This is a genomic window from Microbacterium sp. NPDC056736 (genome assembly GCF_042790415.1).
Lineage (GTDB): Bacteria > Actinomycetota > Actinomycetes > Actinomycetales > Microbacteriaceae > Microbacterium.
Map to the genome: position 1 here is coordinate 141,881 of NZ_JBHTZE010000001.1, position 22,415 is coordinate 164,295.

The following is a 22,415-nucleotide window of genomic DNA, read 5'->3' on the forward strand; positions in this document are numbered from 1 at the left end:
GTGCGGATGAAGTGGCTAGAGGATGGCGATCGGGTTGATCGGAGATCCGACGGCCCCGGTGATGGGCAGCGGCGCCGCCGAGAGCAGGAAGTCGTAGCGCCCGCCGCGCGCGCAGGCGTCGGCGAGGGCGTCGAGGTTCCACATCTCTCCGATGGTCAGCCCCATGTTGGGGATCACCACCTGGTGCAGCGGCTGGAAGGCGGGTGCGTCGAACTCGTTCGGGCGCACCTCGAACCCCCAGGTGTCGGTGGCGATCGCCGCGATCTCGCTGCGGTGCAGCCACCCGGCCGTGGTGAGCGAGAGGCCGGGCGCCGGTCCGCCGGCGTAGTCGCCCCACCCGTCGCGGCGTGTGCGCGCGTACTGGCCGGTGCGCACGAGCACGATGTCCCCGCGGCCGACCCGGCTCGACTCCCCCTGCGCCGCGATGGTCGCCTCGAGGTCGGCGACGGTGATGGCGTACCCGTCGGCGAGCTCGCCGGTCGCGGGCGAGAGGTGGCGGCCGACGTCGAGCAGCACGCCACGGGACACGATGACGGATGCCGCGTGCTCGATGCCCGTGACGAGGTCGCCGTCGCTGGTGACGACGTCGCCCGCCCGCCGGCCGTTCCACGCGTTGCCGTGGTCGAAGATGTGCCCGAGCCCGTCCCACTGCGTCGAGCACTGCAGCGGCATCGCGATGACGTCGTCCGCGCCGCCGATGCCGTGCGGGAATCCCTGGTTGCCACGCTCGGCGTCCGTGCCGGTGTCCGTCATGGTGTGCACCGGGTTGGTGCGCCGGCGCCAGCCCTTCTGCGGGCCGTTGGTGTCGAACGCCTGGGCCAGCGAGATCGCCTCGCCGCTGCGCACGAGCGCGGCGGCCTCTGTCCGCTTGGCCTCGTCGATGAAGTTCAGGGTGCCCAGCACGTCGTCCTGGCCCCAGCGGCCCCAGTTGCGGAACGCCTCGGCGCGCGCGGCGATCTCGCCCTCGGGGTCCTGCCGGTCGAGGTCTGCGGGGTTCTCGCTCGGACCGGTCATGCCGCCGGCCCCTCTGCGAGGCAGCGGACCACCTGCGTGCCGAGGCCCGCGATGGAGCCCGTCATGACGTCGCCGTCCCGCAGGAACCGCTTCCAGTGCTGGCCGTTGCCTGCGGGGCTTCCCGTGAGCAGGAGGTCGCCCGGCAGGAGCGGAAGGGTCTGGGATGCCGCCGCGACGAGCGTCTTGACATCGAAGACCAGCTCGGCGGTCGTGGCATCCTGCATCACATCGCCGTTGAGCTCCAGCTTCACCGACAGGTCGCTCGGGTCGACGAAGGTCGACGGCACGAGGAAGGGCCCGGCGGGGAGGAAACCCGGAGCGTTCTTGGAGCGGTACCAGTCGGCGCCGATGTCGCCCACATCGGGCGGGAAGACGCGATCACGGGTCGTGATGTCGTTGACGATGGTGTAGCCGGCGACATGGTCCAGTGCGTGCTCGGGGTCGACGCGGAAGGCCTCGCGGCCGATCACGACGGCCAGCTCGAGCTCCCAGTCATGGGTCTCGCTGTAGTCCGGCAGCACGAGCGGCACGTCGTCGCCGACGACGCACTGGGGCAGTCCCAGGAAGATGAAAGGGCGCCCGCTCGCGGCACGGGCGTCCATGATGCTCTCCGCCTTGGCCCGCACCTCGTCCGGCGACAGCCGCGCGTCGCCACCCTTGGTGAGACCGGCCATGATCAGCTGCACGACGTGCGTGCGGTAGTTGGCGCCCGCCTGCAGCACCTGCCGCGGCTCGACCGGAGCCGTGAGCACGACGTCTGTCAGCGGCATCCATCCCTCGCTCTCCGCGTCGGCGAGCAGGCGCAGGCGGTCCCAGTCGGGCTGTGCGAGGAAGGCGTTGAGGTCGGCGGCGCCGAGCTCGTCGGCCGAGACCGCGCGGATGCGGTCGCCGGCGACGAGGCCCAGACGCACGGAATCGCCGTCGCGGTAGCGCGCGAGGGCGAAGGGGGCGGTGAGTCCTGCTGTCGACGTCGTCGTCATCGTGTCTCCATGTCCGTGGTTCGGAACGTGGTGCGAGGGCGGGGGCGCCGTCGGCACCCCCACCCCCGAGCCTGTCAGCCCTGGCCGTGCTTGGCGTAGGGGTTGAAGAGCGCCGCCTTGATCTCGTCCGGCACGCCCTCCTCGGTCGCCGACGGTCCGTCGGCGGGCGGGAAGGACTCCGTCATCGACATCGGCATGACGCTGTTGCGGTAGAAGTTGTTCGACCCCTGGGACGGCTTCCAGGTGTTCGCCTCCCAGTCCGGCACGTAGTTGCGGTACCCGCCGGTGTTGAGCTCGATGCGCAGCGACGACGGCTCGCGGTAGTAGAGGAAGTTCTGCTCGCCGATGCCGTGGATCGACGGGCCGTACTCGATGGGGTAGCCGTTCTCGCCGAGGACGTCCGCCGCGATGAGCAGCTCCTCGCGCGTGTCGACCCAGAAGGCGTAGTGGTTCACGCGGCCGGCGCGGCTGGAGCCGTCGAGGACGACGCCGAGGTCGTGCGACTTCTCGTTCGTGGTGAGGACCGAGAAGACCGAGATGGGCGCCTCGTCGAGCACCGTGCGCGCCATGAAGCGGAAGCCGAGCACGTCGACGTACCACTGGACGAAGCCGTCCACGTCGCTCGTGGCGATCGTGACGTGGTCGAGCTGACGCGGGGCGCCCGCGACCTTGCTGCGACGCGACGGGCGGTCGGGGTAGATCGACGCGGCGTCGCCCTCGGTGTCGTGGTGGCGGGTGACGTCCCAGTGCAGCGTGAGGGTGTGGCCCCACGGGCCGGTGAAGCGGTAGGCGCGGCCGATCTTGTGCACGTCGACCCACTCGCCCTGGACACCGGCGGCCTCGACGCGCTTGGCGGCCTCCTCGAGCGCCTCCTCGCTGGAGGTGCGCCACGCGGCGGTCACGAGCGAGGGCTCGTCGCCCGGCACGACGACCACGCTGTAGGCGTAGTAGTCGCCCCAGCAGCGGAGGTAGACGGCGCCGTCGACGCGGTCGACGACGGTCAGGCCGACCTGGTTGACGTAGAAGTCGACAGATGCCTCGACATCCGGCGACGTGATCTCCACATAGGAGAGGTGGGACAGGAGCTTGATCATCATCGACCCTTTCGGAAGAGCTGGCGGGTGATCCCGCATCCCACTTTCGTCGGAGTCGGGCATATCCGGGAATGCCATATCGGCTATCCCTCGGATCGACGCCGTTTATGCAGTCACGGCGTCGCCGAGCACCGCCGCCAGCCCGTCGTCGTGCGCGAACTCCGCCACGTCGCGCGTCGCCTGGCCGGCCAGGACCGCCGCGACGGCGCGGCGCAGCGCCACCCGCTCGGGCGACTCGAACAGCCGCGGGAGGACGCGTCGGCCGGCGGCATCGGCGACCTCGATCCGCTGCTGGTGCTCGTCGCCGTCGAACTCGACGAGCGTCTCACCGAGGCGCATGGCGCGCACGCGTCCGAACGGAGGGGCGCCGGGCGTCGCGGCTGCGATGACGGACGCCGGGACGCCGCCGGGCGCCTCGAGCAGGGCGAGCCCGCGGCCGCCCGACGCCGAGCCGTCGAAGCTCGAGGACGACACCCGGGGGTCGGCGCCGAGCAGGACCCGCGTCCAGCCCACCGCGTCACGGAGCGCGTCGCGCAGCGCGCGGGACGGTGCGTGGCACTCCACGGTCGCCGTCGCGAACGGACCGGCGCCGTCCAGCGCCGCGCGGGCGGCCACGACGGCATCGGCCCGGAGCAGCGGGCGATCGAGCACGATCGGGATCGCGAGCTCAGCGAGCCGCGCGAGGTCGTCGAGGGGCGCCGCCCCCGGGCGCCTCACCACGACGGCGGCAGCGCCGGCGCGGATCGCGCGCTCGGCGGCATCCGTCCATCGCTCCCCGCCGATCGCGACCACCGCGCCGGACGGGTCGCCGGCGAGGCGGACGCTCTGCGGCAGCTCCGCCGCGGCGACGCGATAGGGCTGCAGCGTCGTGGACACCGCGACGGTCACGCCGGCACCCCCGCGAGGGCGGCGGCCTGGTCGGCGAGCGTCGAGGCGTAGCGCACGTCGTCGAGGAGCTCGTCGTACTCCACGGGCATGCCGCTGTCGATGAGCTCCGCGAGCGCGCGCCATTCGGCGAGGTAGCCGTCGCCCGGATCGCGGTCGTACGTCGTGTCGCGGCCGTCCGCGGTGAGTACGCGGACGCCGGCGCTGCCCGCGTGCACGAAGGCGGGCGGGAACGTCACGTCCAGCCGGTCGCGGGTCGTGGTGGCGGTGACCCGCCACAGCGCGTCGGCACCGCCGGGCAGCATGACGGTCGTGAACTGGACCGGGATGCCGCTCGCGACGAAGCCCACGGCGAATCCGATCGGCGCGAGGGCGCGCGCGAAGGCGACGCGCTCGAACCGTGGTGCGAGATCGCGGACAAGAGGGAGGTCGTGGATGGCGAGCCCCGTGACCAGCGCCCGGACGACGCCGGCGGCGACCTCCGGGCGTGAGAGATCGGGCGCCGGGCGCGCCGCGAACGGGGCCGCCACCTCGGTCACCACGTCGTGGTAGCGACCGTTCGGCGGGAGGGCGAGGGTCACCGAGATCGAGACGACGGGGCCGCCCGAGGCCGAGAGGTGGTGGCGCGCGCGTCCCCAGGCCGGGTCGTAGTAGTGGTTGGTCCCGACGACCAGCGCGACCCCCGCCTCGCGGCAGGCGTCGACGGCCTTCTCGGCGTCGGCGACATTGGTGGCCACGGGCTTCTCGCACAGGATGGCCCGCTTGCCGGCGGCGACCGCCGCGAGGATGTGACCGGCGTGCTCGTCGGGCGGACTGCAGATCGCGACCACGTCGATGTCCGGGTCGGCCAGCAGCTGCTCGGCGCCGGCCGACGCGCGGGCGCCCGTGCGGGCGGCGAGCGCGGCGGCACGGCCGCTCCCGGCGTCGGCGACGTGCGTCACCGCGAACAGATCACTCAGGCGCGCCAGCGTCGGCAGGTGCAGTGCGGCGACGCCGGGGCCGGCCCCGATCACACCGACGCGATGGGTCATCGTCGCCTCCTACTTTTGCGTGAACTTTACCTAAGTTCGGAGCCGTTTGACTATAGATGGTCGAAAATCGGGTTCAACCGCATGCCGTTATGCAAGAATCGACCATGGCCAGGGAGTCCACCTTGCGTTTCGGCGCGCAGACTGACGAGATGACGAGCCTGCTGCGGATCGTCAACATGGTTCGCACGGGCGAGGCGGCGACCCGTCCCGAGATCGGCCGCGTCACGGGCCTCGGGCGCGGCGTCGTGACGCAGCGGGTCGACCACGCGATCGAGATGGGCTACCTCGCCGACGGCGACTTCGGCCCCTCGTCCGGCGGCCGCGCTCCTCGCACCCTGCGGTTCCGCGGGGACGCCGGCCGCATCGTCGTGTGCGCCCTCGGCGCGCTGCACATCCACGTCGGCGTGGCCCACCTGGACGGCGACGTCATCGAGCAGGCGCACTCCGCGTGGGACATCGCCCGCGGACCCGCCGAGACCCTCGACAAGGCGCTCAGCATGATCGACGAGGTGCTCTCGCGGACCGGCGATCTCCCGGTGTGGGGAATCGCCGTCGGCGTGCCCGGCCCGGTGGACTTCGAGTCCGGGCGACCGGTGGCGCCCCCGATCATGCCTGGCTGGAACGGCTTCGACGTGCGCCGGCGCTTCGAGCAGCGCTACGACGCGCCGGTCTGGGTCGACAACGACGTCAACCTGCTCACCTTCGGCGAGCGGGCCAGGCGCGGCGACGAGACCCTCGACCTCATCTACTGCAAGATCGGCACGGGCATCGGCGCCGGCCTGCTCTCGCACGGCCGCATCCACCGCGGCGCGAACGGCGCCGCGGGCGACATCGGCCACGTGCGGGTGCACGACTCCGATCTGGCGTGCCGGTGCGGCAAGGTCGGCTGCCTCGAAGCGGTCGCCGGCGGCTGGGCGCTCGTGCGCGACGCCGCCGCCGAGATCGAGGCCGGTGCGACGGGCGCGCTCGCCTCCGCGGTGCGCGAGGGCGCGGAGCTGACACCCGAGCGGATCTCGATCGCCGCGGAGGACGGCGACGCGCTGGCCATCCGGCTCATCCAGCGCTGCGCGCGGGTGGTCGGCGAGTCGATCGCGGCCCTCGTCAACATGTTCAATCCCTCGGTCATCGTCGTCGGCGGTGCGGTCGCAGGAGCGGGCGAACTGCTCCTGGCGGAGGTGCGGCAGCGGGTCTACGAACTGTCCCTGCCCCTCGCGACGCGCGACCTGACGATCGCGCAATCCGTCAACGACGTGCGCGAGCCGCTCCGCGGCGGCTTCGAGATGGTGCGCGAGCAGCTCTTCGACGTCACCTTCCCGCGGTGGTTCGGCATCGGCCGCCCCACGATCGCGGCGATCGCGGGCGCGCTGGAGGCCGTGGCCTGACTCGCGACCTCCGGAGCTTACTTCTTCCAGAAACCTACGTAAGGGTGTAGGTTTCTACCTCAAGCCGGGTCTGCCGGTGCCGGACGAGGAAGCGGGCCCGATGACGTTGCCGATGCTGCTGGAGGACGCGCTGATCGCGACGGACACCGGCTTCGCCCTCCGGGTGAGCCTGCCGTGGATCCGCTCGATGCCGCTCGCCGCGGTCACCGACCTCCAGGTGTCGATCGACGGCGAGCCGGTCGTCGTCGACGCCGTGGTCGACGGGCGGAGCGTCCCACTCCCCGAGCTGTCCCGCGAAGTCGGCTGGTGGTTCATCCAGGACCGCCTGGAACTGCGGGGCGACCGCGTGCCGTCGCCCGGTGCCCACGCCGTCGCCCTCTCGTTCGTCCTCGCCGTCCCGTACCTTCAGGCCGGTCCTTCGGGCCCTCTCACGCTGCCGTTCCGGGCGGAGCGCGTGCTCGACGCGGGGGTCGCGGCATCCGTCGTCGACGCCGTGGCCGACGATGCCGGGTCACCGTCCACGACGGCTGCCGCACCGCCGACACCCGCTCGGCCGACCCCGCTGCCGGCCGGGTGGACGCTGTCGGCGAGCGCGTTCAACTGGACGCCGGAGGTCATCCGCGCCGAGCGCACGGCCGAGGACGTCGCCGTCGCGGTCGTGACCGACGGCGTCAGCCCGACCCTGGAGATCGAGGCCGGACAGGTGTGGCGCACCTTCCCGCAGCCCTCCGATGCCGAGGTCGACCGCCTGCGCGAGCGGCTCACCACCGCCGGAGGGGCGGTGACGATCGTCGGGGCGAGCCTGGACGACTGGGCGCTGCCCGCCCGCCGCCGCAGCGAGGCCGAGCGACGGGGATTCCTCGAGCCGCAGCTGCGTGCCGCGGCCCGGCTCGGTGCGCGCGGTGTTCGCGTGCCGTTCGGGCAGGCGGGACCCGAGCTGCTGCGCCTCGTCCAGCCCGTGCTGGAGGAGCTCGACATCGTGCTGTTCGAGGAGATCCAAGGCCGGCAGACCCTGGACGAACCCGGGACCCTGGCGAACCTGGAGCTCCTCGAGGAGCTCGCCGATCCGCGCGTCCGCGTGCTCATCGACATCAGCATGCTGATGCCGTCACTGCCGCCCACCTACGTGGACGAGCTCCGCCGCGGCGGGGTCGAGGAGGAGCTCGTGGTCCGGCTGGAGCGCGAGTGGCGGGCGCCCGAGACGCACGAGGCCGTGCTCGCCGCGTTGCGCGGCGGACGCGTGCCGCCCGTCGTGCACACCCTCTTCATGAACCTGCTGGTGCGCTTCGGCCGTTCCGAGGTCTCCGACCTCGAGGCGCTCCTTCCGCTCACCGCCGGCGTGCACCTGAAGTTCTGGGACCTCGACGACACCGACGGCCGCGTGTCGCGCCCGATCGCCGACATCGGCGGCGCGCTGCGCCGCACGGGCTTCTCCGGGTCGCTGACCAGCGAGTGGGGCGGGCACGAGTGGCTCGACGAGGACTCCACGACGATGACCCGCGCGCACCTGGACCTCGCCCGGCGCGCGCTGGCCGAGGCATCCGTCCCCGCCGTCTGACGGGGACCGGTCCGGCTCAGCTGCCGGTCGGCGTCCAGGCGCTGCCGTCGTTCGAGCTGCGCTCGACCGCATCGAGGACGCGCTGGATGTGGAGCCCGGCCTCGAACGAGGGCTCGGGCTGCGTGCCGGCGGCGATCGCCGCCACGAGGTCGACGACCTGGTGGCTGAAGCCGTGCTCGTAGCCCAGCATGTGCCCGGTCGGCCACCACGGCGCCAGATAGGGGTGGTCGTGCTCGGTGACGAGGATCCGGCGGAAGCCCTGCTCCGTCGCGGGAAGCGTCGCGTCGTAGAAGCCGAGCTCGTTCATGCTCTCGAGGTCGAACGAGATCGCGCCGAGAGACCCGGCGACCTCGATGCGCAGCGCGTTCTTGCGCCCGGTGCGGAAGCGCGTCGCCTCGAACGAGGCCAGCGCGCCGGACGAGAGGCGGCCGGTGAACAGCGCGAGGTCGTCGACGGTCACCGCCCCGCGCTCCTGCCGGGCCGTCCCGGAGAGCCCGACGCCCTCGCCGAGCAGGGGCCGCTCGGTCACGATCGTCTCGAGGATGCCCGAGACCGTCTCGACGCGCTGCCCGGTGATGTACTCGGTCAGGTCGACCGCGTGGGCGCCGATGTCGCCCAGCGCGCCGGAGCCCGCGCGATCCTTCTGCATGCGCCACGTCAGCGGCGCCTCGGCGTCCATCAGCCAGTCCTGCAGGTACTCGGCGCGCACCTGGCGGACCTCGCCGATGCGGCCGGCCGCGACGAGGTCGCGCGCGAACGTCGCCGCCGGCACCCGGCGGTAGGTGAAGCCGACCATCGAGCGGACGCCGCGGGCCGCGGCGCGGGCGGCGGCCTCGGTCATGGCCTCCGCCTCGGCGACGGTGTTGGCCAGCGGCTTCTCGCAGAGCACGTGCTTGCCGGCGTCCAGGGCGGCGATCGCGATCTCGGCGTGCGTGTCGCCGGGCGTGACGATGTCGACCAGGTCGATGTCGTCACGGCTGATGACCTCGCGCCAGTCGGTCGCGCTCTCGCGCCACCCCCACTTGTCGGCCGCGGCCGCCACGGCGGTGGCGTCACGCCCGACGACGACGTCCATCGACGGTGCCAGGGGCAGGTCGAAGAAGCGCGGCGCGACGCGCCAGCCTTGCGAGTGCGCGGCGCCCATGAAGCCGTAGCCGATCATGGCGACGCGCAGCGGACGGGTGGCGGCGGTGTGGTCGGTGGTCAACGCGAGTTCCCCCTCGGGAGCAGGTCGCGGGCGCCCGCGTCGAAGACGGGCGCCCGCGAGGATGGATCATTCGAACGACAGGTCGATGAACTGGTCGACGTTGTCCTTCGTGACGACGGGCGCGTCGAGCACGACCCGGTTGGGGATGCTCGGCGTGATGAGGTCGCCCATGGTCTTGCTCTGCGCGATGAGGCGCGCGAGCGCGACGCCGTCGGCCGCCTGCGTCGACGGGTAGATGACCGTGGCCTTGAGCACCGTGTCGTCGGCCTCGATCGCCTCCATGGCGCTGCGGCTGCCCGCCCCGCCCATCATGAAGAACTCGTCGCGGCCGGCCGACTCGATCGCGGCGAGCACGCCGATCCCCTGGTCGTCGTCGTGGTTCCAGATGGCGTCGATCTGCGGGTTGGCCGAGAGCAGCTGGGATGCCGCCGCCTCGCCGCCGGCGACCGTGAAGTCCGCGGCCACTCGGGCCGAGACCTCGAGACCGCAGTCGCCGAGCGCGTCGGCGAAGCCGTCGGACCGGTCCTGCGTCAGCGGCAGCGAGTCGATGCCGGCGATCTCGGCGACGATCGCGTCGGGGTTGTCGCCGAGCTGTTCGCAGATGTACGTGCCGGCGCTGACGCCCATGCCGTAGTTGTCGCCGAGGATCGTGGTGCGCGCGGCGAAGGGGCTCGAGAACTCGCGGTCGACGTTGATGACCGGGATGCCTGCCTCCATCGCCGCGATGGCCGCCTCGGTGAGAGCCGCGCCGTCGGTCGGCAGCAGCACGATCGCGTCGACCCCGTCGTTGACGAAGGTCTCGACGGCCGCGATCTGCGCGATCGGGTCGTTGGTGCCCTCGGCGACGCGGAGCTCGACGTCGTCGAAGCTGTCGGCGGCCGCCTGGGCGCCGGAGTTGATGGCGCCGAGCCAGCCGTGGTCGGCGGCGGGCCCGGAGAAGCCGATGACGACCGTGTCGCCGGACTCGGCGTTCTCCTCCGACGACGTGCCCTGGTCGACGACGTCGTCCTCGTCGGCTCCGGTGCCGGTGCAGCCGGCGAGCAGGCCGACGGCGGCGACGACGGCGGTTCCGGTCAGCAGCAGCCGTGTGCGCACCTTCAGGTGTGAGCGCATTCTTTCCTCCTTGAAATGTGATGCAGGGCGGCAGCGCACGGGGCGAGCTCGGAGCAAACGGCGCACGGGCCGGCCGTCCACGCTGACGGCATCACGGTAGCAGGCGCACTGCCGATCCGACAGCTTTTGCATTAGTTGCGGCAAAAGCGTTTTCCCGAAACTTCCGTTCTCGAGAGCGGAAGGGACGCGCGGGGAGTCGAGAAGCGCCGCCATTCGCGAGCATCGACGCGCGGAAGCGCGCATGTTATGTTCATGCCGTGATCAAAGACGACCATGAATCGGCGTTACTCGTCGTCCGGGGCGTGACGAAGTCGTTCGCCGGAGTCAAGGCGCTCCGAGGAGTCGACCTGGACGTGCGTCCCGGCGAGGTGCACTGCGTCCTCGGTCAGAACGGTGCGGGCAAGTCGACGCTCATCAAGACGCTCGCCGGGGTGCACCGCCCCGACGAGGGCGTCATCACGTGGCTCGGCGAGCAGGTCGTCATCCCCGACCCCGAAGCGGCGATCGAACTCGGCATCGCGACGATGTACCAGGAGCTCGACGTCGTCGACGGCCTGACGATCGCCGAGAACATCTTCCTCGGCCACGAGCTGTCGCGCGGCGGCTTCACCAAGCGATCCGAGGCGGCCAGGCAGACGCGGGAGCTCCTGCGCCGGCTCGGCCATGACAAGCTGTCGCCGCACACCGAGGTCGGCATGCTCAGCGCGGCGAACAAGCAGATCGTGAGCATGGCGCGAGCGCTCTCGCACGACATCAAGCTCATCATCATGGACGAGCCCTCCGCGGTGCTCGACACCGAGGAGGTGAAGAACCTCTTCCACGTCGTCCGGGAGCTCACGGCGGCCGGCATCGCGGTGGTGTACATCACCCACCGCCTCGAGGAGATCCGCCAGATCGGCGACCGCATCACGGTGCTCAAGGACGGCCGCTCGATGGCCAGCGGCATCCCCGTCGCAGACACCCCGACCTCCGAGCTCATCCGGCTCATGACGGGCCGCGAGGTCGAGAACGTCTTCCCGCCCGCCGCGCCGATCCCCGCCGACGCGCCGCTCGTGCTCGAGGTCGAGGATCTGGCGCTGGGCGGGCTCTTCGCCGACGTCTCGTTCTCGGTGCGCGCCGGCGAGATCGTCGGGCTCGCCGGGCTCGTGGGATCGGGGCGCTCCGAGATCCTCGAGACCGTGTACGGCGCGCGCAAGGCGACCGCCGGCTCGGTGAAGGTCGGGGGGAAGCCCCTCCGCCGCGGCTCGGTGGTCCACGCGGTGCGCGCGGGGATCGGGCTGTCCCCCGAGGAGCGCAAGAGCCAGGGGCTCGTGCTCGACGAGCCGATCTTCGTCAACGTGACCCTGTCGTCGATGTCGCGCTTCGCCAAGGCGGGCTTCCTCGACGAGCGGTCCGAGCGGAAGATCGCGCGCGAGCAGATCGATGCGCTCGAGCTGCGCCCTGCCGATCCCGACCGCCCCGCGATGACGCTGTCCGGCGGCAATCAGCAGAAGATCCTCCTCGCCCGCTGGCTCGTCCACGGCACCCGCGTGCTGCTGCTGGACGAGCCGACGCGCGGCGTCGACGTGGGCGCACGCGCCGAGATCTACGCCCTGATCCGCCGGCTCGCCGCCGCCGGCAACGCGATCGTGATCGTCTCGAGCGAGATCGAGGAGGTGCTCGGCCTCGCCGACACCGTCCTCGTCGTCGCCGACGGCCGCGTGCTGAAGACCCTTCCCGCCTCCCAGATCGACGAGCACGGCGTGCTCGACCTCGTCATGAAAGGAACCGCCGCGTGAGCGAGCAGACCACCCAGGGGACGGCAGGCGTCCCCACTGCCGGCGAGGCGCCGCCCCCCGCCGGCGCCCCCGGACCCTCCGGCAGGTCGGGCCTCCAGCGCGTCATGTCGGGCTCCGTCGGCCGCAACCTCGGCCTCGTCGCCGCGCTGGTGGTGCTGATCATCGTCGGCGCCGTCACCGCCCCCGACACCTTCACCAGCGTCAGCAACGTCCTCACGATCCTCCGTCAGGCGTCGATCATCGGCGTGGTCAGCATCGGCATGACGCTGGTCATCATCGCGGGCGGCATCGACCTGTCGGTCGGGTCGCTGATCGGGCTCGCCTCCGTCGTCGCGACGCTCGCCGCGGTCCAGGATCTCGCCGACCAGCTCCACTGGTTCGTCATGATCCTGCTCGCGCTGCTCGTCGGCTTCGGCGCCGGCCTCATCAACGGCATCGTCATCGCATACGGCAAGGTGGTCGCCTTCATGGCGACCCTGGCGATGCTCGTCGGCGCACGCGGCCTCGCCGAGATCCTCGCCGAGCGCCGCACCCTCCAGGTCGGCAATCGCGACTTCATCGAGTTCATGAACCTCGACATCATCGGCGTCGACATCCTCATCTGGATCTTCGCGATCGTCGCGGCGATCGGCTGGGTGGTGCTCAACCGCACGACGTTCGGCCGTCGGACGGTCGCCATCGGCGGCAACCGCGAGGCGGCGCGCCTGGCCGGCATCAACGTCAAGCGCCACACCATGTGGCTGTACTCGATCTCGGGGCTGTGCGCCGGGATCGCCGCGATCATGTACCTCGGCCGCACCACGGCCGGCACGTCGACGCACGGCACGCTCCTCGAGCTCGACGCGATCGCCTCCGTGGTCGTCGGCGGCACACTCCTCATCGGCGGCCGCGGCACCATCACCGGAACCGTGTTCGGCGTGCTCATCTTCGCCACGCTCAGCAACGTGTTCGTGCAGAACAACCTGAACTCGTCGGTGCAGGCCGTCGTGAAGGGCATCATCATCGTGGTGGCGGTGCTCCTGCAGCAGCGTTTCGCCCGGCCCACCGGGCGCGCGACGTGAGGGCTCCGGCCGTCGCGGGGGCGCGGCATCCGTCGATCCCCGGCGCGGCCGCCCGACGGCGGCGTGGTCCGCGTCCTGATTGACTTCCGTCGTGGTCACTCTCTCTCCAGAATCGGCTGCGGCGGGCACCGGCGCGATGGAGCTGTTCCAGCTGCTGCGCGACGGTGTGCCCCGCACCCGCGCGCAGCTCGCGAAATCCACCGGCCTGGCCCGGTCGACGATCGCGGCGCGGGTCGAGGAGCTCATGCGGATGGGGCTCATCATGCCGGTGGCGGATGCCGCGTCCACCGGTGGCCGGCCGCCCTCGCAGTTCGCGCTCAACCCCAGCGCCCGCGTCGTGCTCGCCGCCGACATCGGCGCGTCGCACACCACCGTCGCGGTGATGGACCTCACGGGCGCGATCCTGGCGACCCGCACGGAGTCCCGGGCGGTCGCCGAGGGGCCCGAGCCCGTGCTCACGTGGGTGGTGGACGCCGCCGCCGGGCTCCTCGAGGAGGCGGGGCGCGACATCCGCTCGCTCGTCGCGATCGGCATCGGCGTGCCCGGCCCGGTCGAGCACTCGACCGGTCAGCCGGTCAACCCGCCGATCATGCCGGGCTGGAATCGGTTCGACGTGCCCGGCTGGGTCCAGCAGCACCTGCAGGTGCCGGTGCTCGTCGACAACGACGTGAACATCATGGCGCTCGGCGAACGGGCGACGGCGTGGCCGGCCACGGCTCACCTCATGTTCGTCAAGGTCGCCACGGGCATCGGCGCAGGCGTCATCTCGGGCGGCGAGCTCCAGCGGGGCGCGCAGGGCGTCGCCGGCGACATCGGCCACGTGCGCGTCGCGCGGGGGTCGTCGGTGCCGTGCCACTGCGGGAATCAGGGATGCCTCGAGGCCATCGCGTCGGGGCCCGCCATCGCCCGCGCCCTCCGCGCCCAGGGCGTGCCCGCCGAGAGCGGCGACGACGTCGTGGCGCTGGTGCAGCGGGGCAACCTTGATGCGATCCAGGCGGTGCGCCAGGCCGGACGCGACATCGGCGAGGTGCTGACGGCGTGCGTCAGCCTCATGAACCCGTCGGTCATCGCGATCGGCGGCTCGATGTCACGCGTCGGGGAGCACCTGATCGCCGGCGTGCGCGAGGTCGTGTACACGCGGTCCATGCCGCTGGCGACCGAGCACCTCGCCATCGTGCCGTCCGCGGCCGCCGAGAACGCGGCCGTCATCGGTGCCGGGATGCTGGCGATCGAGCACGCGCTCTCGCCCGAGGCCTTCCACTCGCTCGCCGGCTGACGCGGCGTCAGCGGGGTTCGAGACCGGCGGCGCGGTAGATGTCGTCGACGACGCGCATCGTGCCGACACCTCGCTCGGCGTCGAGGATGCTGGGAGAGCCGTCTTGGAGCACTGCGGCAAGATGCTCGAGTTGGCGCGCGTAGCTGTTCTCACCCTCGGCGGCCTTCTCCTCCAGAAGCAGCTCGTCGCCGGCGGTGACCCGCAGCGCCGCTCCCCACTGCGGCACGATGACGCTCGTGGCCTCCAGGCGAGCCTCCGATCCCTCGAGCCGCAGCGACATCGCGCCCCGGTCGTCGCCGATGAAAGACGCCCGCACGCGCGCGGGGGCACCTGACGGAAGCCCCAGGAGGGCGTCGGTCTGCAGATCGATCCGCGGGTCGTCGTCGTAGAGCACCGCCAGGGCTGACTCGACGACGGGCTCGCCCCAGGCAGCGCGGATGAGGTCGACCGCATAGCATCCGACGTCCATGACCGCCCCGCCGCCGAGGTCGCCGTCGAGGCGGATGTTGCCCGGCTTCACGACGAAGTGCGGGATGCTGAAGTCGACGTCCACGCGCTCGATGTCGCCGAGGACACCGGACGCGATCACCTCGAGAAGACGCCGTGTGAAGCCGTGCAGTCGGTAGTGGAAGCCGACGAAGGCACGCCGGCCCGTCGCGGTCGCGGCGTCGGCGATGGCCGATGCCGTCGTGCCGTTCACCGACAGCGGCTTCTCGCAGAGCACGTGCTTCCCCGCCTGCAGCGCACGGGTCGCCCACTGGGCGTGCGTGATCGGCGGGAGCGCGAGGTAGACGAGGTCGATGTCGGGATCGCCGAGGATCGTCTCGTAGTCGCCGTGCTTCGGCAGATCGCACCGCTCGGCGAAGGCTCGGGCGCGCTCCGGGTCTCGCGCGCCGATCGCGACGACGCGAACACCCCCCACATCGCGGCCGGGTTCCACCATCGCCCGCTCCGCGATCCCACCGGCACCCAGGATGCCGATCCGCAGCTCCGACGACATGATCTCATCCCTCGTGGTTGTAGTACGGCCAGGGCAGGAACCGGCGATCTCCGCGACGGTCGGGTCCCTCGAGCGTGACCTCGCCGGTCGCGGCCCATTCGACGCCCCGCGGGAACATGCGGATGAACTCGATCCGGCGGAACGTGTCGATGTCGTGGCCGATCGTGATCGTGAAGGAGCGCCCCGCGCCGTACTCGTTGATCCAGGCGATCGGCTGGTGGGTGTTCATGCCGGGCAGCGCCGCGAGCCCCGCCTCGGGGATCGCGACGGGATAGTGCGACATCGGCCACATCGGCGCCTTCTCGTACGACTCGAGGTCGTCGTAGGTCGTCAGCAGCACCCGGGCGCCGTCGAGGATCTCGACGCCGGTGAGGATGTCGTCGCCGGTCACGGTCCAGCGGGCGCTGATGCCCTCGGTGATCGGATGCCGCGGCTCGACGGTGTCGAGCTGCGCCTCGCCCCACGGCCGCGGTCGCAGGCCGCCCGCGACGGTGAGCCGTGAGCCGCGCATGACGTCGTATTCGGCGGGGTAGCCCCAGTCGTCCTCCTGAGCGGCCGAGCCGTGGAACCAGACGATGCCCTTGCCGTCGTCGTGGACGAACTTCAGGAGCGCGGCATCCGTCTCCGATCCGAATCCGACCGCCTTGTCGAAGTAGCCGTCGCGCCCCTCGAACACGACGATGACGACGTCGTACTTGTCGATCACCTCCGCGCCCAGGCCGCGCGGGTCCTCCACGACGCGCACCCGGAAGCGGCCGGTGTCCTCCAGCAGCGTCGTGAGCCACTGGTTGTGCAGCCGGAAGCTGCGGAACTCGTTGTCGTGCTCGCGGGTCATGTGACCCGAGAGGATGAGCAGGTTCAGCACGTCGGACATCGGGGCGCTCCTTGCGTCCGGGCACGCCGCGCACCGGCCCCGGCGGGCCGGTGCCGGGCGTGCGGCGGCTAGTCGGTCTTGGTCGAGAAGGCGGCGTCGAAGGCTGCGGCGGGCGGCGTGATCGCGTTGAGCTTGCGCACGAACTCGATCGCCTCGGGGGCGCCGTGCAGGCGGTCCATGCCGGCGTCCTCCCACTCGATCGAGGTGGGCCCGTCGTAGCCGATGGCGTTGAGCGCGCGGAACAACGGCTCCCACGGCACCGCGCCGTGCCCGGTCGACACGAACGTCCAGCCGCGACGCGGGTTCGCCCACGGCAGGTGCGACCCGAGCACGCCGTTGCGGCCGTCGAGGTTGGTGATCGACTCCTTGACGTGCACGTGGAAGATGTGGTCGGCGAAGTCCAGCACGAACGCGATCGGGTCCAGCTGCTGCCACATGAAGTGCGACGGGTCGAAGTTGAGGCCGAAGCTCTCGCGGTGGCCGATGGCCTCCAGCGTGGCCTTGGCCGTCCAGTAGTCGTACGCGATCTCGCTCGGGTGCACCTCGAGGCCGAAGCGCACCCCGACCTCCTCGAACACGTCGAGGATCGGGTTCCACCGGTCGGCGAAGTCCTGGTATCCGGCGGCGATCCACTCGTCCGAGGCCGGCGGGAACATCGCGACCGCCTTCCAGATCGACGAGCCCGTGAAGCCGTTGACCGTCTTCACGCCGAGCTTCGCGGCGAACCGGGCCGTGTTCTTCATGTCCTCCGCGGCCCGCTGTCGCACGCCTTCCGGCTCGCCGTCACCCCACACCCGGGCGGGGAGGATGTCCTTGTGCCGCGCGTCGATCGGGTCGTCGCACACGGCCTGGCCGGTGAGGTGGTTCGAGATCGCCCAGACCTTCAAGCCGTTGCGCTCGAGGATGTCCTTGCGGGACTGCACGTACTCGGCGTCGTCCCACCGGGACACGTCGATGTGGTCGCCCCAGCAGGCGATCTCGAGGCCGTCGAAGCCCCACTCGCCGGCGAGTCGTGCGACCTCCTCGAACGGCAGATCGGCCCACTGGCCCGTGAAGAGGGTGATCGGACGAGGCATCGAAGCTCCTTTGCTTTGTTGTTTCTACAAACCTATCCGGCGATCCGCCCGTGGCAACGGGTCAATCCGCGGTCGTCCCGGCCGCGACCGGCGCCTCGACCCGTACCCAGCCCGAGCCGTTGTCCGAGCTCTCCTCCACGGCGGCCAGCACGCGCTGCACCGAGAGCCCCTCGGCGAACGACGGGTGCGGGTCGGAGCCCTCGGCGATGGCGGTCACCAGGTCGACGACCTGGTGGCTGAACCCGTGCTCGTAGCCGAGCATGTGCCCGGCAGGCCACCACGCGGCGACGTACGGATGCTGCGGCTCGGTGACGAGGATCCGCGTGAAGCCCTGCGTGGCCTCGGGGGCCGTGCGGTCGTAGAACCACAGCGTGTTGAGGTCCTCGAGGTCGAACCGCAGGGCGCCCTTGTCTCCCGACACCTCGATCGACAGGTCGTTCTTGCGACCCGTGGCGAACCGCGTCGCCTCGAACGAGACGAGCGCGCCGGTGGACAGGCGCCCGGTGAAGATCGCGACGTCGTCGACGGTCACGTCGCCGACGCCCGCCGCGGCGGTGCCGGACAGTCCCGAGCCCGAGCCCTGCAGCGGCCGCTGCTTCACGATCGTGTCGAGGACGCCCGAGACGGAGGTGACCTCCACGCCCGTCACGAACTGCGTCATGTCGATGATGTGCGCGCCGATGTCGCCGAGCGCGCCGGAGCCGGCGTGCTCCTTCTGCAGGCGCCACGCGAGGGGCATCGCCGGGTCGACGAGCCAGTCCTGGCGGTAGGCGGCGCGGACCTGCGCGATCCTGCCGACGGCGCCCTGCGCGATGAGGTCGCGCAGGAGGGTCACCGCCGGCACGCGGCGGTACGTGAACCCGACCATCGAACGGATGCCGCGCGCGGCGGCGCGAGCTGCGGCATCGGCCATCGCCTCCGCCTCGGCAACGGTGTTCGCCAGCGGCTTCTCGCACAGCACGTGCTTGCCCGCCTCGAGCGCCGCGATGGCGATCTCGGCGTGCGAGTCACCAGGGGTGACGATGTCGACGATGTCGATGTCGTCACGGGCGATGACCTCGCGCCAGTTTGTCGCCGACTCCTGCCAGCCCCAGCGGGTCGCGGCATCCGCCACCGCCTCGGCGTTGCGCCCGACGACGACGGCCATCTCGACGGCCTGGGGCAGCGAGAACACCCGCGGTGCCTGCCGCCACCCGACCGAGTGGGCGGCGCCCATGAAGCCGTACCCGATCATCGCGACGCGCAGGGCGCCGTCCTGAGCCTGTCGAAGGGTCATGCGAGCACGACCTCGCGCTCGACAGGGACGCGGTTGGTGACGTAGCGGCCGGGGCCACCGTCGACCCCGGGCGCGATCTGCATGTAGAGCAGGCGCATCGTGAGGACGACCTCGACGGTCAGCTTCTCACCGGGCTCGGGGGCGCGACCCAGGTCGATGAGGACCTCGGGCCTGTCGGCGACGAACCACAGGGTCTCGGACTGCTCGGGCAGCTCCTCGATGCGGTACTCGCGCCCGTTGAGCGAGAAGCGCAGCTTGTCGGTGGGGATCTCGACACCATCGACGGATGCCGCGACGCCGTCGACCGCCGAGAGCCAGAGGCTGCGGTACCAGGGCAGCTGCAGCGAGACGGCGACGCCGCTCTCGGTGCGCGTGACGTCCTTGTCGGCGAAGAGGGAATCGTGCGTTGCCATGGTCGTTCCTCAGGCGTAGGTGTCGGTGAAGGTGGCGTGCGGCACCGGCGGGGCGGGCTCGAGCTTCTGCACCGTCTCGGGGCTGTAAGGGTGGTTGGTCGAGGGCACGGGCTCGTCGGCCGGCGGCATGAACACGGGCTTGCCGTCGTCGCCGAAGTACATCAGGTCGAGGTCGAACGCGCCCTGGTTCTTCAGGCCGAAGCTCACCCAGTTCTCCTCGAAGGGAGCGCGGGCGAGCTCGTAGCAGCGGAACTTCCAGAACTTCCACTCGCCGTCCTGCTTGAGGAAGTCGATCGCGTACTTGCACCACACCCAGTGCGCCCAGACCTTCTTGCCGAGCACCTCCTGGGGGGAGTACATGTCGGGGAACGCCTCTGCGACCTTCGGGTCGGTGAGCCCGGACTCGGTACCGGCCATCATCCACACGCCCTTCGCGGTCTGTCCGTCGGCGGCGACCTCGATCACGGGCGTCGTCGTGGCGTGGAGGATGAGCTTGCCCTCGGGGTGCGGCCGGCCGCGGTGGTAGTCGGTGACGCTCTTCCACGTCGTGTACTGCCCCGCGTTGGTGTACCGGGCGCGGATGCCCTCGGTGCCCTCCTTGACCCACAGCGGGATGATCTGCTCGTCCTCGAAGGCGTTGTGCAGGTACATGTAGCGGTTGAACAGGTTCTCGACCTGGCCGCGGTCCTCGGCGCGCTGCGCGAGGGCGCGGGCGGCGAAGACCTCCTCGCGGAGGGCGGCGAGCTCGGCCTGCAGCTCGGTGAGGGATGCGGGGGCGATGGCGGTGTCAGACATTCGCGGTCTCCTTCGACTGCTCGGCGACGGTGTCTTCGATCGCCTTGCGCATGAGCGCGTGCTGCTTCTTCACGAGGTCGATCGGATCGGCCTCGCCGAGATCCTGGAAAGCGTGACCCTCCCACTCGCTGGAGAGATACCCCTGGTACCCGCCCACGACGAACTGCTTGACGATGCGCGGGATGTCCATCGCCGGCTCTTCACCGTCGGCACCGATGTCATAGAACTTCGCGTGCACGTGGAAGATCTGCGGCATGATGTCCAGCCACTCCTCCGGCGGCACGAGGCCGTGCATGTTGAAGGCGAGGCGCGTGAACGGGCCGAAGGTCAGCGGGTCGACGCCCTGGCTGACGAGGTAGTCCTCGAACTTCTGGTTGCGCACGTGCATGGGAGTCGGCTCGTGCCAGATCTCGTCCATGACCGCGAAGTGCTTCTCGTCCATGCCCATCTTCCCCAGCTGCGCGAGCAGCGTCGGCGAAAGGCTGTGCATCGTCGAGGAGAAGTCGGCGGTGAAGCCGAGGCGCTCGGACTGCAGCTCGTCGTACATCTCGCGCATCTGCAGCACCTGGGGATTGTTCGGCCCCGACGGCGCGTGGATCTCGTAGCCGAGGTACTGGTCGTACTTCTCGGCGAGCGGAAGGAGGCTGCGCAGCAGCTCCTTGCCGTGCGAGCGGATGACGACCCTCTTGAAGCCCAGCGTGTTCGCCGTCTTCAGCTGCCGGGCGAGGAAGTCGTGCTCCTCGTCCGGCGTCATGTCGCGGTCCTTGCGGCGGCCCATGTCGAGGTTCGTGCCCACGGCGCTCGCCTCGAGCCCGTACTTCTCGAGGGAGTCGAACCAGAGCTTCACGAACTCCTGGTCGACGTCGGGGTACGTGCGCAGCAGCTGTGCGATGTTGAACTCGACGCCCGGGCCGATCCCCTCCTCGGCGACGGCGGCGATGAGCGTCTCGGGCGTGTACAGGCCCGCGGCGAACTCACTCGTCATCGAGTAGAGGGTGGTTCCGAGCTTGATGCCGGTGCCGGCGATGCCGTCGGCGCCGCCCTGAGCCTGTCGAAGGGTCATGCGGATGCTCCTTGCGTGGTGGGAAGCCAGGCGGCGAGCTGAGCGCGCGCCTCGACGAGATCGGTGGTCATGCGCGATCCGGCGTCGGCGGCGGCGGAGCGCTGCACCGCCTGCTCGTCGCGGATGATGTCGAACGGGCTCTGCCAGTGGTTCCAATGCCAGCCCTCGTACTCGCTGGAGATCGCGCCGTTGTAGCCGTTCTCCACGAGCAGGCGGATGAGGTCGCGCACCGGGACCGACGGCTCCTCGTGCTGGTCGTCGATGCCGAAGAACTTGCCGTGGACGTGCTTGATCCACGGGAAGATCTCGAGCCAGTCGTCCACGCGGGCGGGGCCGAACAAGCCGGTCGCGTTGATGCCCATGTCGATTCCCAGGTCGGGGCGACCGTGCTGCGCGGCGAGGCCGATGAAGCGGCCGAAGCGCTGACCGTGCTCGGCCTGGTCGGCGGGCGGACCCTGCCGGTAGAACTCGTCCCACAGCCCGGTGACCTCTGCCAGCAGCTCCTCCGACGCGCCGCGCCGGCGGTAGGCCTCGATGAGCGAGGGGGCGAAGCCCGAGACGGTGGCGCCCCAGTCCATCGTGAAGCCGAGGAAGGGCGACCCGACCTTCTCGTAGCGGTCGCGCAGCGCGAGGATGCGCGGGTGCGAGGCGTACTGGTCGGCGTGGACCTCGAGCGCGAGCGTCACGCCGTACTCCTCGGCGATGGGGGCGAGCGCCTCCATCGAGTCGGGCGTGATGGAGATCTGCACGCGGGCGATCGGGAAGCCGAGCTTCGCCGCCGCCGCGATCTGCCTGCGCATGTACTCCAGCAGCTCGTCCTGCGTGAGCAGGCGGTCGCGGTGGATGCCGATGTCGGCGTTGACGGCCAGCGAAGTGGTGACGAGGCCGGTCTCGTCGACGAGGTCGCGGAACCAGCCGGCGAACCGGTCGTCGATCTCGGGGAATCCGCGGAAGCTGGAGAAGCCGATGATCTCCAGGCCCGGGCCGTAGCCGTCGGCGGCGACCTTGCGCACGAGGCCCTCGAGGTCGTACTCGCGGCCGTGGAAGGCGCGCGTGAAGCTGTAGAGCGTCACGCCCTGGATCGGGGTTCCCAGTTCCGGCTTTGCCTCAGCCTGTCGAAGGGTCATGCCGCCACCGCCTTCCGTGCGGACATCGTCTTGATGTCCTTCTCCTCGATGTGGAGCACTTCGTCCGCGCCGATGACGATGTACGGGATGTACAGCACGAGCTCGACGGCGACGGTGTGCTCCCCGTCCTCGTCCACTGCGAGGTCGCCCGAGAGCACGGCCGAGTCGGTGGGGAACCACCACTCCTCGGTGTTCGGTGCGAGCTCGGCGAAGGTGAACGTGCGGCCGTTCATCTCCCAGCGCAGCGACTCGGCGGGCGCCTCGACGCCGTCGACGGACAGCTTCGCGCCGGCGATGCACGAAGCGGGCAACGCGCGGTACCAAGGGAGCCGCACCTCGACCGCGGCACGCGTGCCGTCGGTCGTGAGCGTGCCCTGCTCGATGATGCGATCGGGGATCACGAGATAGCTCC

The 22,415-nt window shown here is 70.9% G+C and carries 21 protein-coding genes; 5 read left to right on the forward strand and 16 right to left on the reverse strand.

Annotated features, from left to right (window positions below):
- Positions 1-15 precede the first annotated feature (15 nt).
- The 5 genes from ACFRAL_RS00645 to ACFRAL_RS00665 form a co-directional block, all read right to left on the reverse strand.
- On the reverse strand, positions 16-1,014 hold the full coding sequence (locus ACFRAL_RS00645) for a cyclase family protein (protein ID WP_378878700.1): 999 nt from the start codon (positions 1,012-1,014) through the stop codon (positions 16-18).
- On the reverse strand, positions 1,011-1,994 hold the full coding sequence (locus ACFRAL_RS00650) for a fumarylacetoacetate hydrolase family protein (RefSeq protein WP_378878702.1): 984 nt from the start codon (positions 1,992-1,994) through the stop codon (positions 1,011-1,013). The genes ACFRAL_RS00645 and ACFRAL_RS00650 overlap by 4 nt, the downstream gene beginning before the upstream one ends.
- Positions 1,995-2,068: 74 nt before the next feature.
- Positions 2,069-3,088 (reverse strand): VOC family protein, encoded by a 1,020-nt coding sequence (locus ACFRAL_RS00655; RefSeq protein WP_378878704.1) that lies wholly within the window; start codon positions 3,086-3,088, stop codon positions 2,069-2,071.
- 105 nt (positions 3,089-3,193) lie between these two features.
- Positions 3,194-3,976 (reverse strand): hypothetical protein, encoded by a 783-nt coding sequence (locus ACFRAL_RS00660; RefSeq protein WP_378878706.1) that lies wholly within the window; start codon positions 3,974-3,976, stop codon positions 3,194-3,196.
- Positions 3,973-5,004, reverse strand: a complete 1,032-nt coding sequence (locus tag ACFRAL_RS00665; RefSeq protein WP_378878708.1) for a Gfo/Idh/MocA family protein — start codon at positions 5,002-5,004, stop codon at positions 3,973-3,975. Before ACFRAL_RS00665 ends, ACFRAL_RS00660 begins: the two co-directional genes overlap by 4 nt.
- A gap of 104 nt (positions 5,005-5,108) precedes the next feature.
- Between ACFRAL_RS00665 and ACFRAL_RS00670 the strand changes: the two genes are divergently transcribed.
- Together ACFRAL_RS00670 and ACFRAL_RS00675 are read left to right on the forward strand one after the other, a co-directional pair.
- The gene (locus tag ACFRAL_RS00670; protein ID WP_378878710.1) at positions 5,109-6,386 is read left to right on the forward strand and encodes an ROK family protein; all 1,278 of its coding nucleotides are present in this window, start codon (positions 5,109-5,111) and stop codon (positions 6,384-6,386) included.
- Between the two features lie 100 nt (positions 6,387-6,486).
- Positions 6,487-7,944 carry a hypothetical protein gene (locus ACFRAL_RS00675; RefSeq protein ID WP_378878712.1) on the forward strand — a complete coding sequence of 486 codons (1,458 nt, stop codon included), beginning with the start codon at positions 6,487-6,489 and terminating at the stop codon, positions 7,942-7,944.
- 16 nt (positions 7,945-7,960) lie between these two features.
- On the opposite strand, the gene ACFRAL_RS00680 is transcribed toward ACFRAL_RS00675, so the two are convergent.
- Entirely contained in the window at positions 7,961-9,106 is a 1,146-nt protein-coding gene (locus ACFRAL_RS00680; RefSeq protein WP_378880192.1) for a Gfo/Idh/MocA family protein, read from the reverse strand.
- A 111-nt stretch (positions 9,107-9,217) separates the two neighbouring features.
- Positions 9,218-10,264, reverse strand: coding sequence for a substrate-binding domain-containing protein (locus ACFRAL_RS00685; RefSeq protein ID WP_378878714.1), 1,047 nt, complete (start codon positions 10,262-10,264; stop codon positions 9,218-9,220).
- A gap of 302 nt (positions 10,265-10,566) precedes the next feature.
- Between ACFRAL_RS00685 and ACFRAL_RS00690 the strand changes: the two genes are divergently transcribed.
- The 3 genes from ACFRAL_RS00690 to ACFRAL_RS00700 all read left to right on the forward strand — a co-directional run bounded on the left by ACFRAL_RS00690 (position 10,567) and on the right by ACFRAL_RS00700 (position 14,379).
- Positions 10,567-12,042: a sugar ABC transporter ATP-binding protein gene (locus ACFRAL_RS00690; protein WP_378880195.1), complete on the forward strand. Its 1,476-nt coding sequence runs from the start codon at positions 10,567-10,569 to the stop codon at positions 12,040-12,042.
- Positions 12,039-13,103, forward strand: coding sequence for an ABC transporter permease (locus ACFRAL_RS00695; RefSeq protein WP_336394320.1), 1,065 nt, complete (start codon positions 12,039-12,041; stop codon positions 13,101-13,103). Before ACFRAL_RS00690 ends, ACFRAL_RS00695 begins: the two co-directional genes overlap by 4 nt.
- A gap of 136 nt (positions 13,104-13,239) precedes the next feature.
- Positions 13,240-14,379 (forward strand): ROK family transcriptional regulator, encoded by a 1,140-nt coding sequence (locus tag ACFRAL_RS00700; protein ID WP_378880198.1) that lies wholly within the window; start codon positions 13,240-13,242, stop codon positions 14,377-14,379.
- A gap of 7 nt (positions 14,380-14,386) precedes the next feature.
- Here ACFRAL_RS00700 and ACFRAL_RS00705 read toward each other — a convergent pair whose 3' ends face one another.
- From ACFRAL_RS00705 to ACFRAL_RS00745, 9 genes are all read right to left on the reverse strand, one after another.
- Entirely contained in the window at positions 14,387-15,379 is a 993-nt protein-coding gene (locus ACFRAL_RS00705) for a Gfo/Idh/MocA family protein (protein WP_378878717.1), read from the reverse strand.
- Positions 15,380-15,383: 4 nt separating this feature from the next.
- Positions 15,384-16,253 carry a ThuA domain-containing protein gene (locus ACFRAL_RS00710; protein WP_378878719.1) on the reverse strand — a complete coding sequence of 290 codons (870 nt, stop codon included), beginning with the start codon at positions 16,251-16,253 and terminating at the stop codon, positions 15,384-15,386.
- Between the two features lie 68 nt (positions 16,254-16,321).
- Positions 16,322-17,329, reverse strand: a complete 1,008-nt coding sequence (locus ACFRAL_RS00715) for a sugar phosphate isomerase/epimerase family protein (RefSeq protein WP_378878721.1) — start codon at positions 17,327-17,329, stop codon at positions 16,322-16,324.
- A 61-nt stretch (positions 17,330-17,390) separates the two neighbouring features.
- Entirely contained in the window at positions 17,391-18,605 is a 1,215-nt protein-coding gene (locus tag ACFRAL_RS00720) for a Gfo/Idh/MocA family protein (protein ID WP_378878723.1), read from the reverse strand.
- The gene (locus ACFRAL_RS00725; RefSeq protein WP_336394315.1) at positions 18,602-19,018 is read right to left on the reverse strand and encodes a DUF6379 domain-containing protein; all 417 of its coding nucleotides are present in this window, start codon (positions 19,016-19,018) and stop codon (positions 18,602-18,604) included. Before ACFRAL_RS00725 ends, ACFRAL_RS00720 begins: the two co-directional genes overlap by 4 nt.
- Before the next feature lie 9 nt (positions 19,019-19,027).
- Positions 19,028-19,813 carry a nuclear transport factor 2 family protein gene (locus tag ACFRAL_RS00730; RefSeq protein WP_378878725.1) on the reverse strand — a complete coding sequence of 262 codons (786 nt, stop codon included), beginning with the start codon at positions 19,811-19,813 and terminating at the stop codon, positions 19,028-19,030.
- Positions 19,806-20,876 (reverse strand): sugar phosphate isomerase/epimerase family protein, encoded by a 1,071-nt coding sequence (locus ACFRAL_RS00735; RefSeq protein WP_378878727.1) that lies wholly within the window; start codon positions 20,874-20,876, stop codon positions 19,806-19,808. Before ACFRAL_RS00735 ends, ACFRAL_RS00730 begins: the two co-directional genes overlap by 8 nt.
- On the reverse strand, positions 20,873-22,003 hold the full coding sequence (locus tag ACFRAL_RS00740) for a sugar phosphate isomerase/epimerase (protein WP_336394312.1): 1,131 nt from the start codon (positions 22,001-22,003) through the stop codon (positions 20,873-20,875). Before ACFRAL_RS00740 ends, ACFRAL_RS00735 begins: the two co-directional genes overlap by 4 nt.
- Positions 22,000-22,404 (reverse strand): DUF6379 domain-containing protein, encoded by a 405-nt coding sequence (locus ACFRAL_RS00745; RefSeq protein ID WP_336394311.1) that lies wholly within the window; start codon positions 22,402-22,404, stop codon positions 22,000-22,002. The genes ACFRAL_RS00740 and ACFRAL_RS00745 overlap by 4 nt, the downstream gene beginning before the upstream one ends.
- Positions 22,405-22,415: the final 11 nt, after the last annotated feature.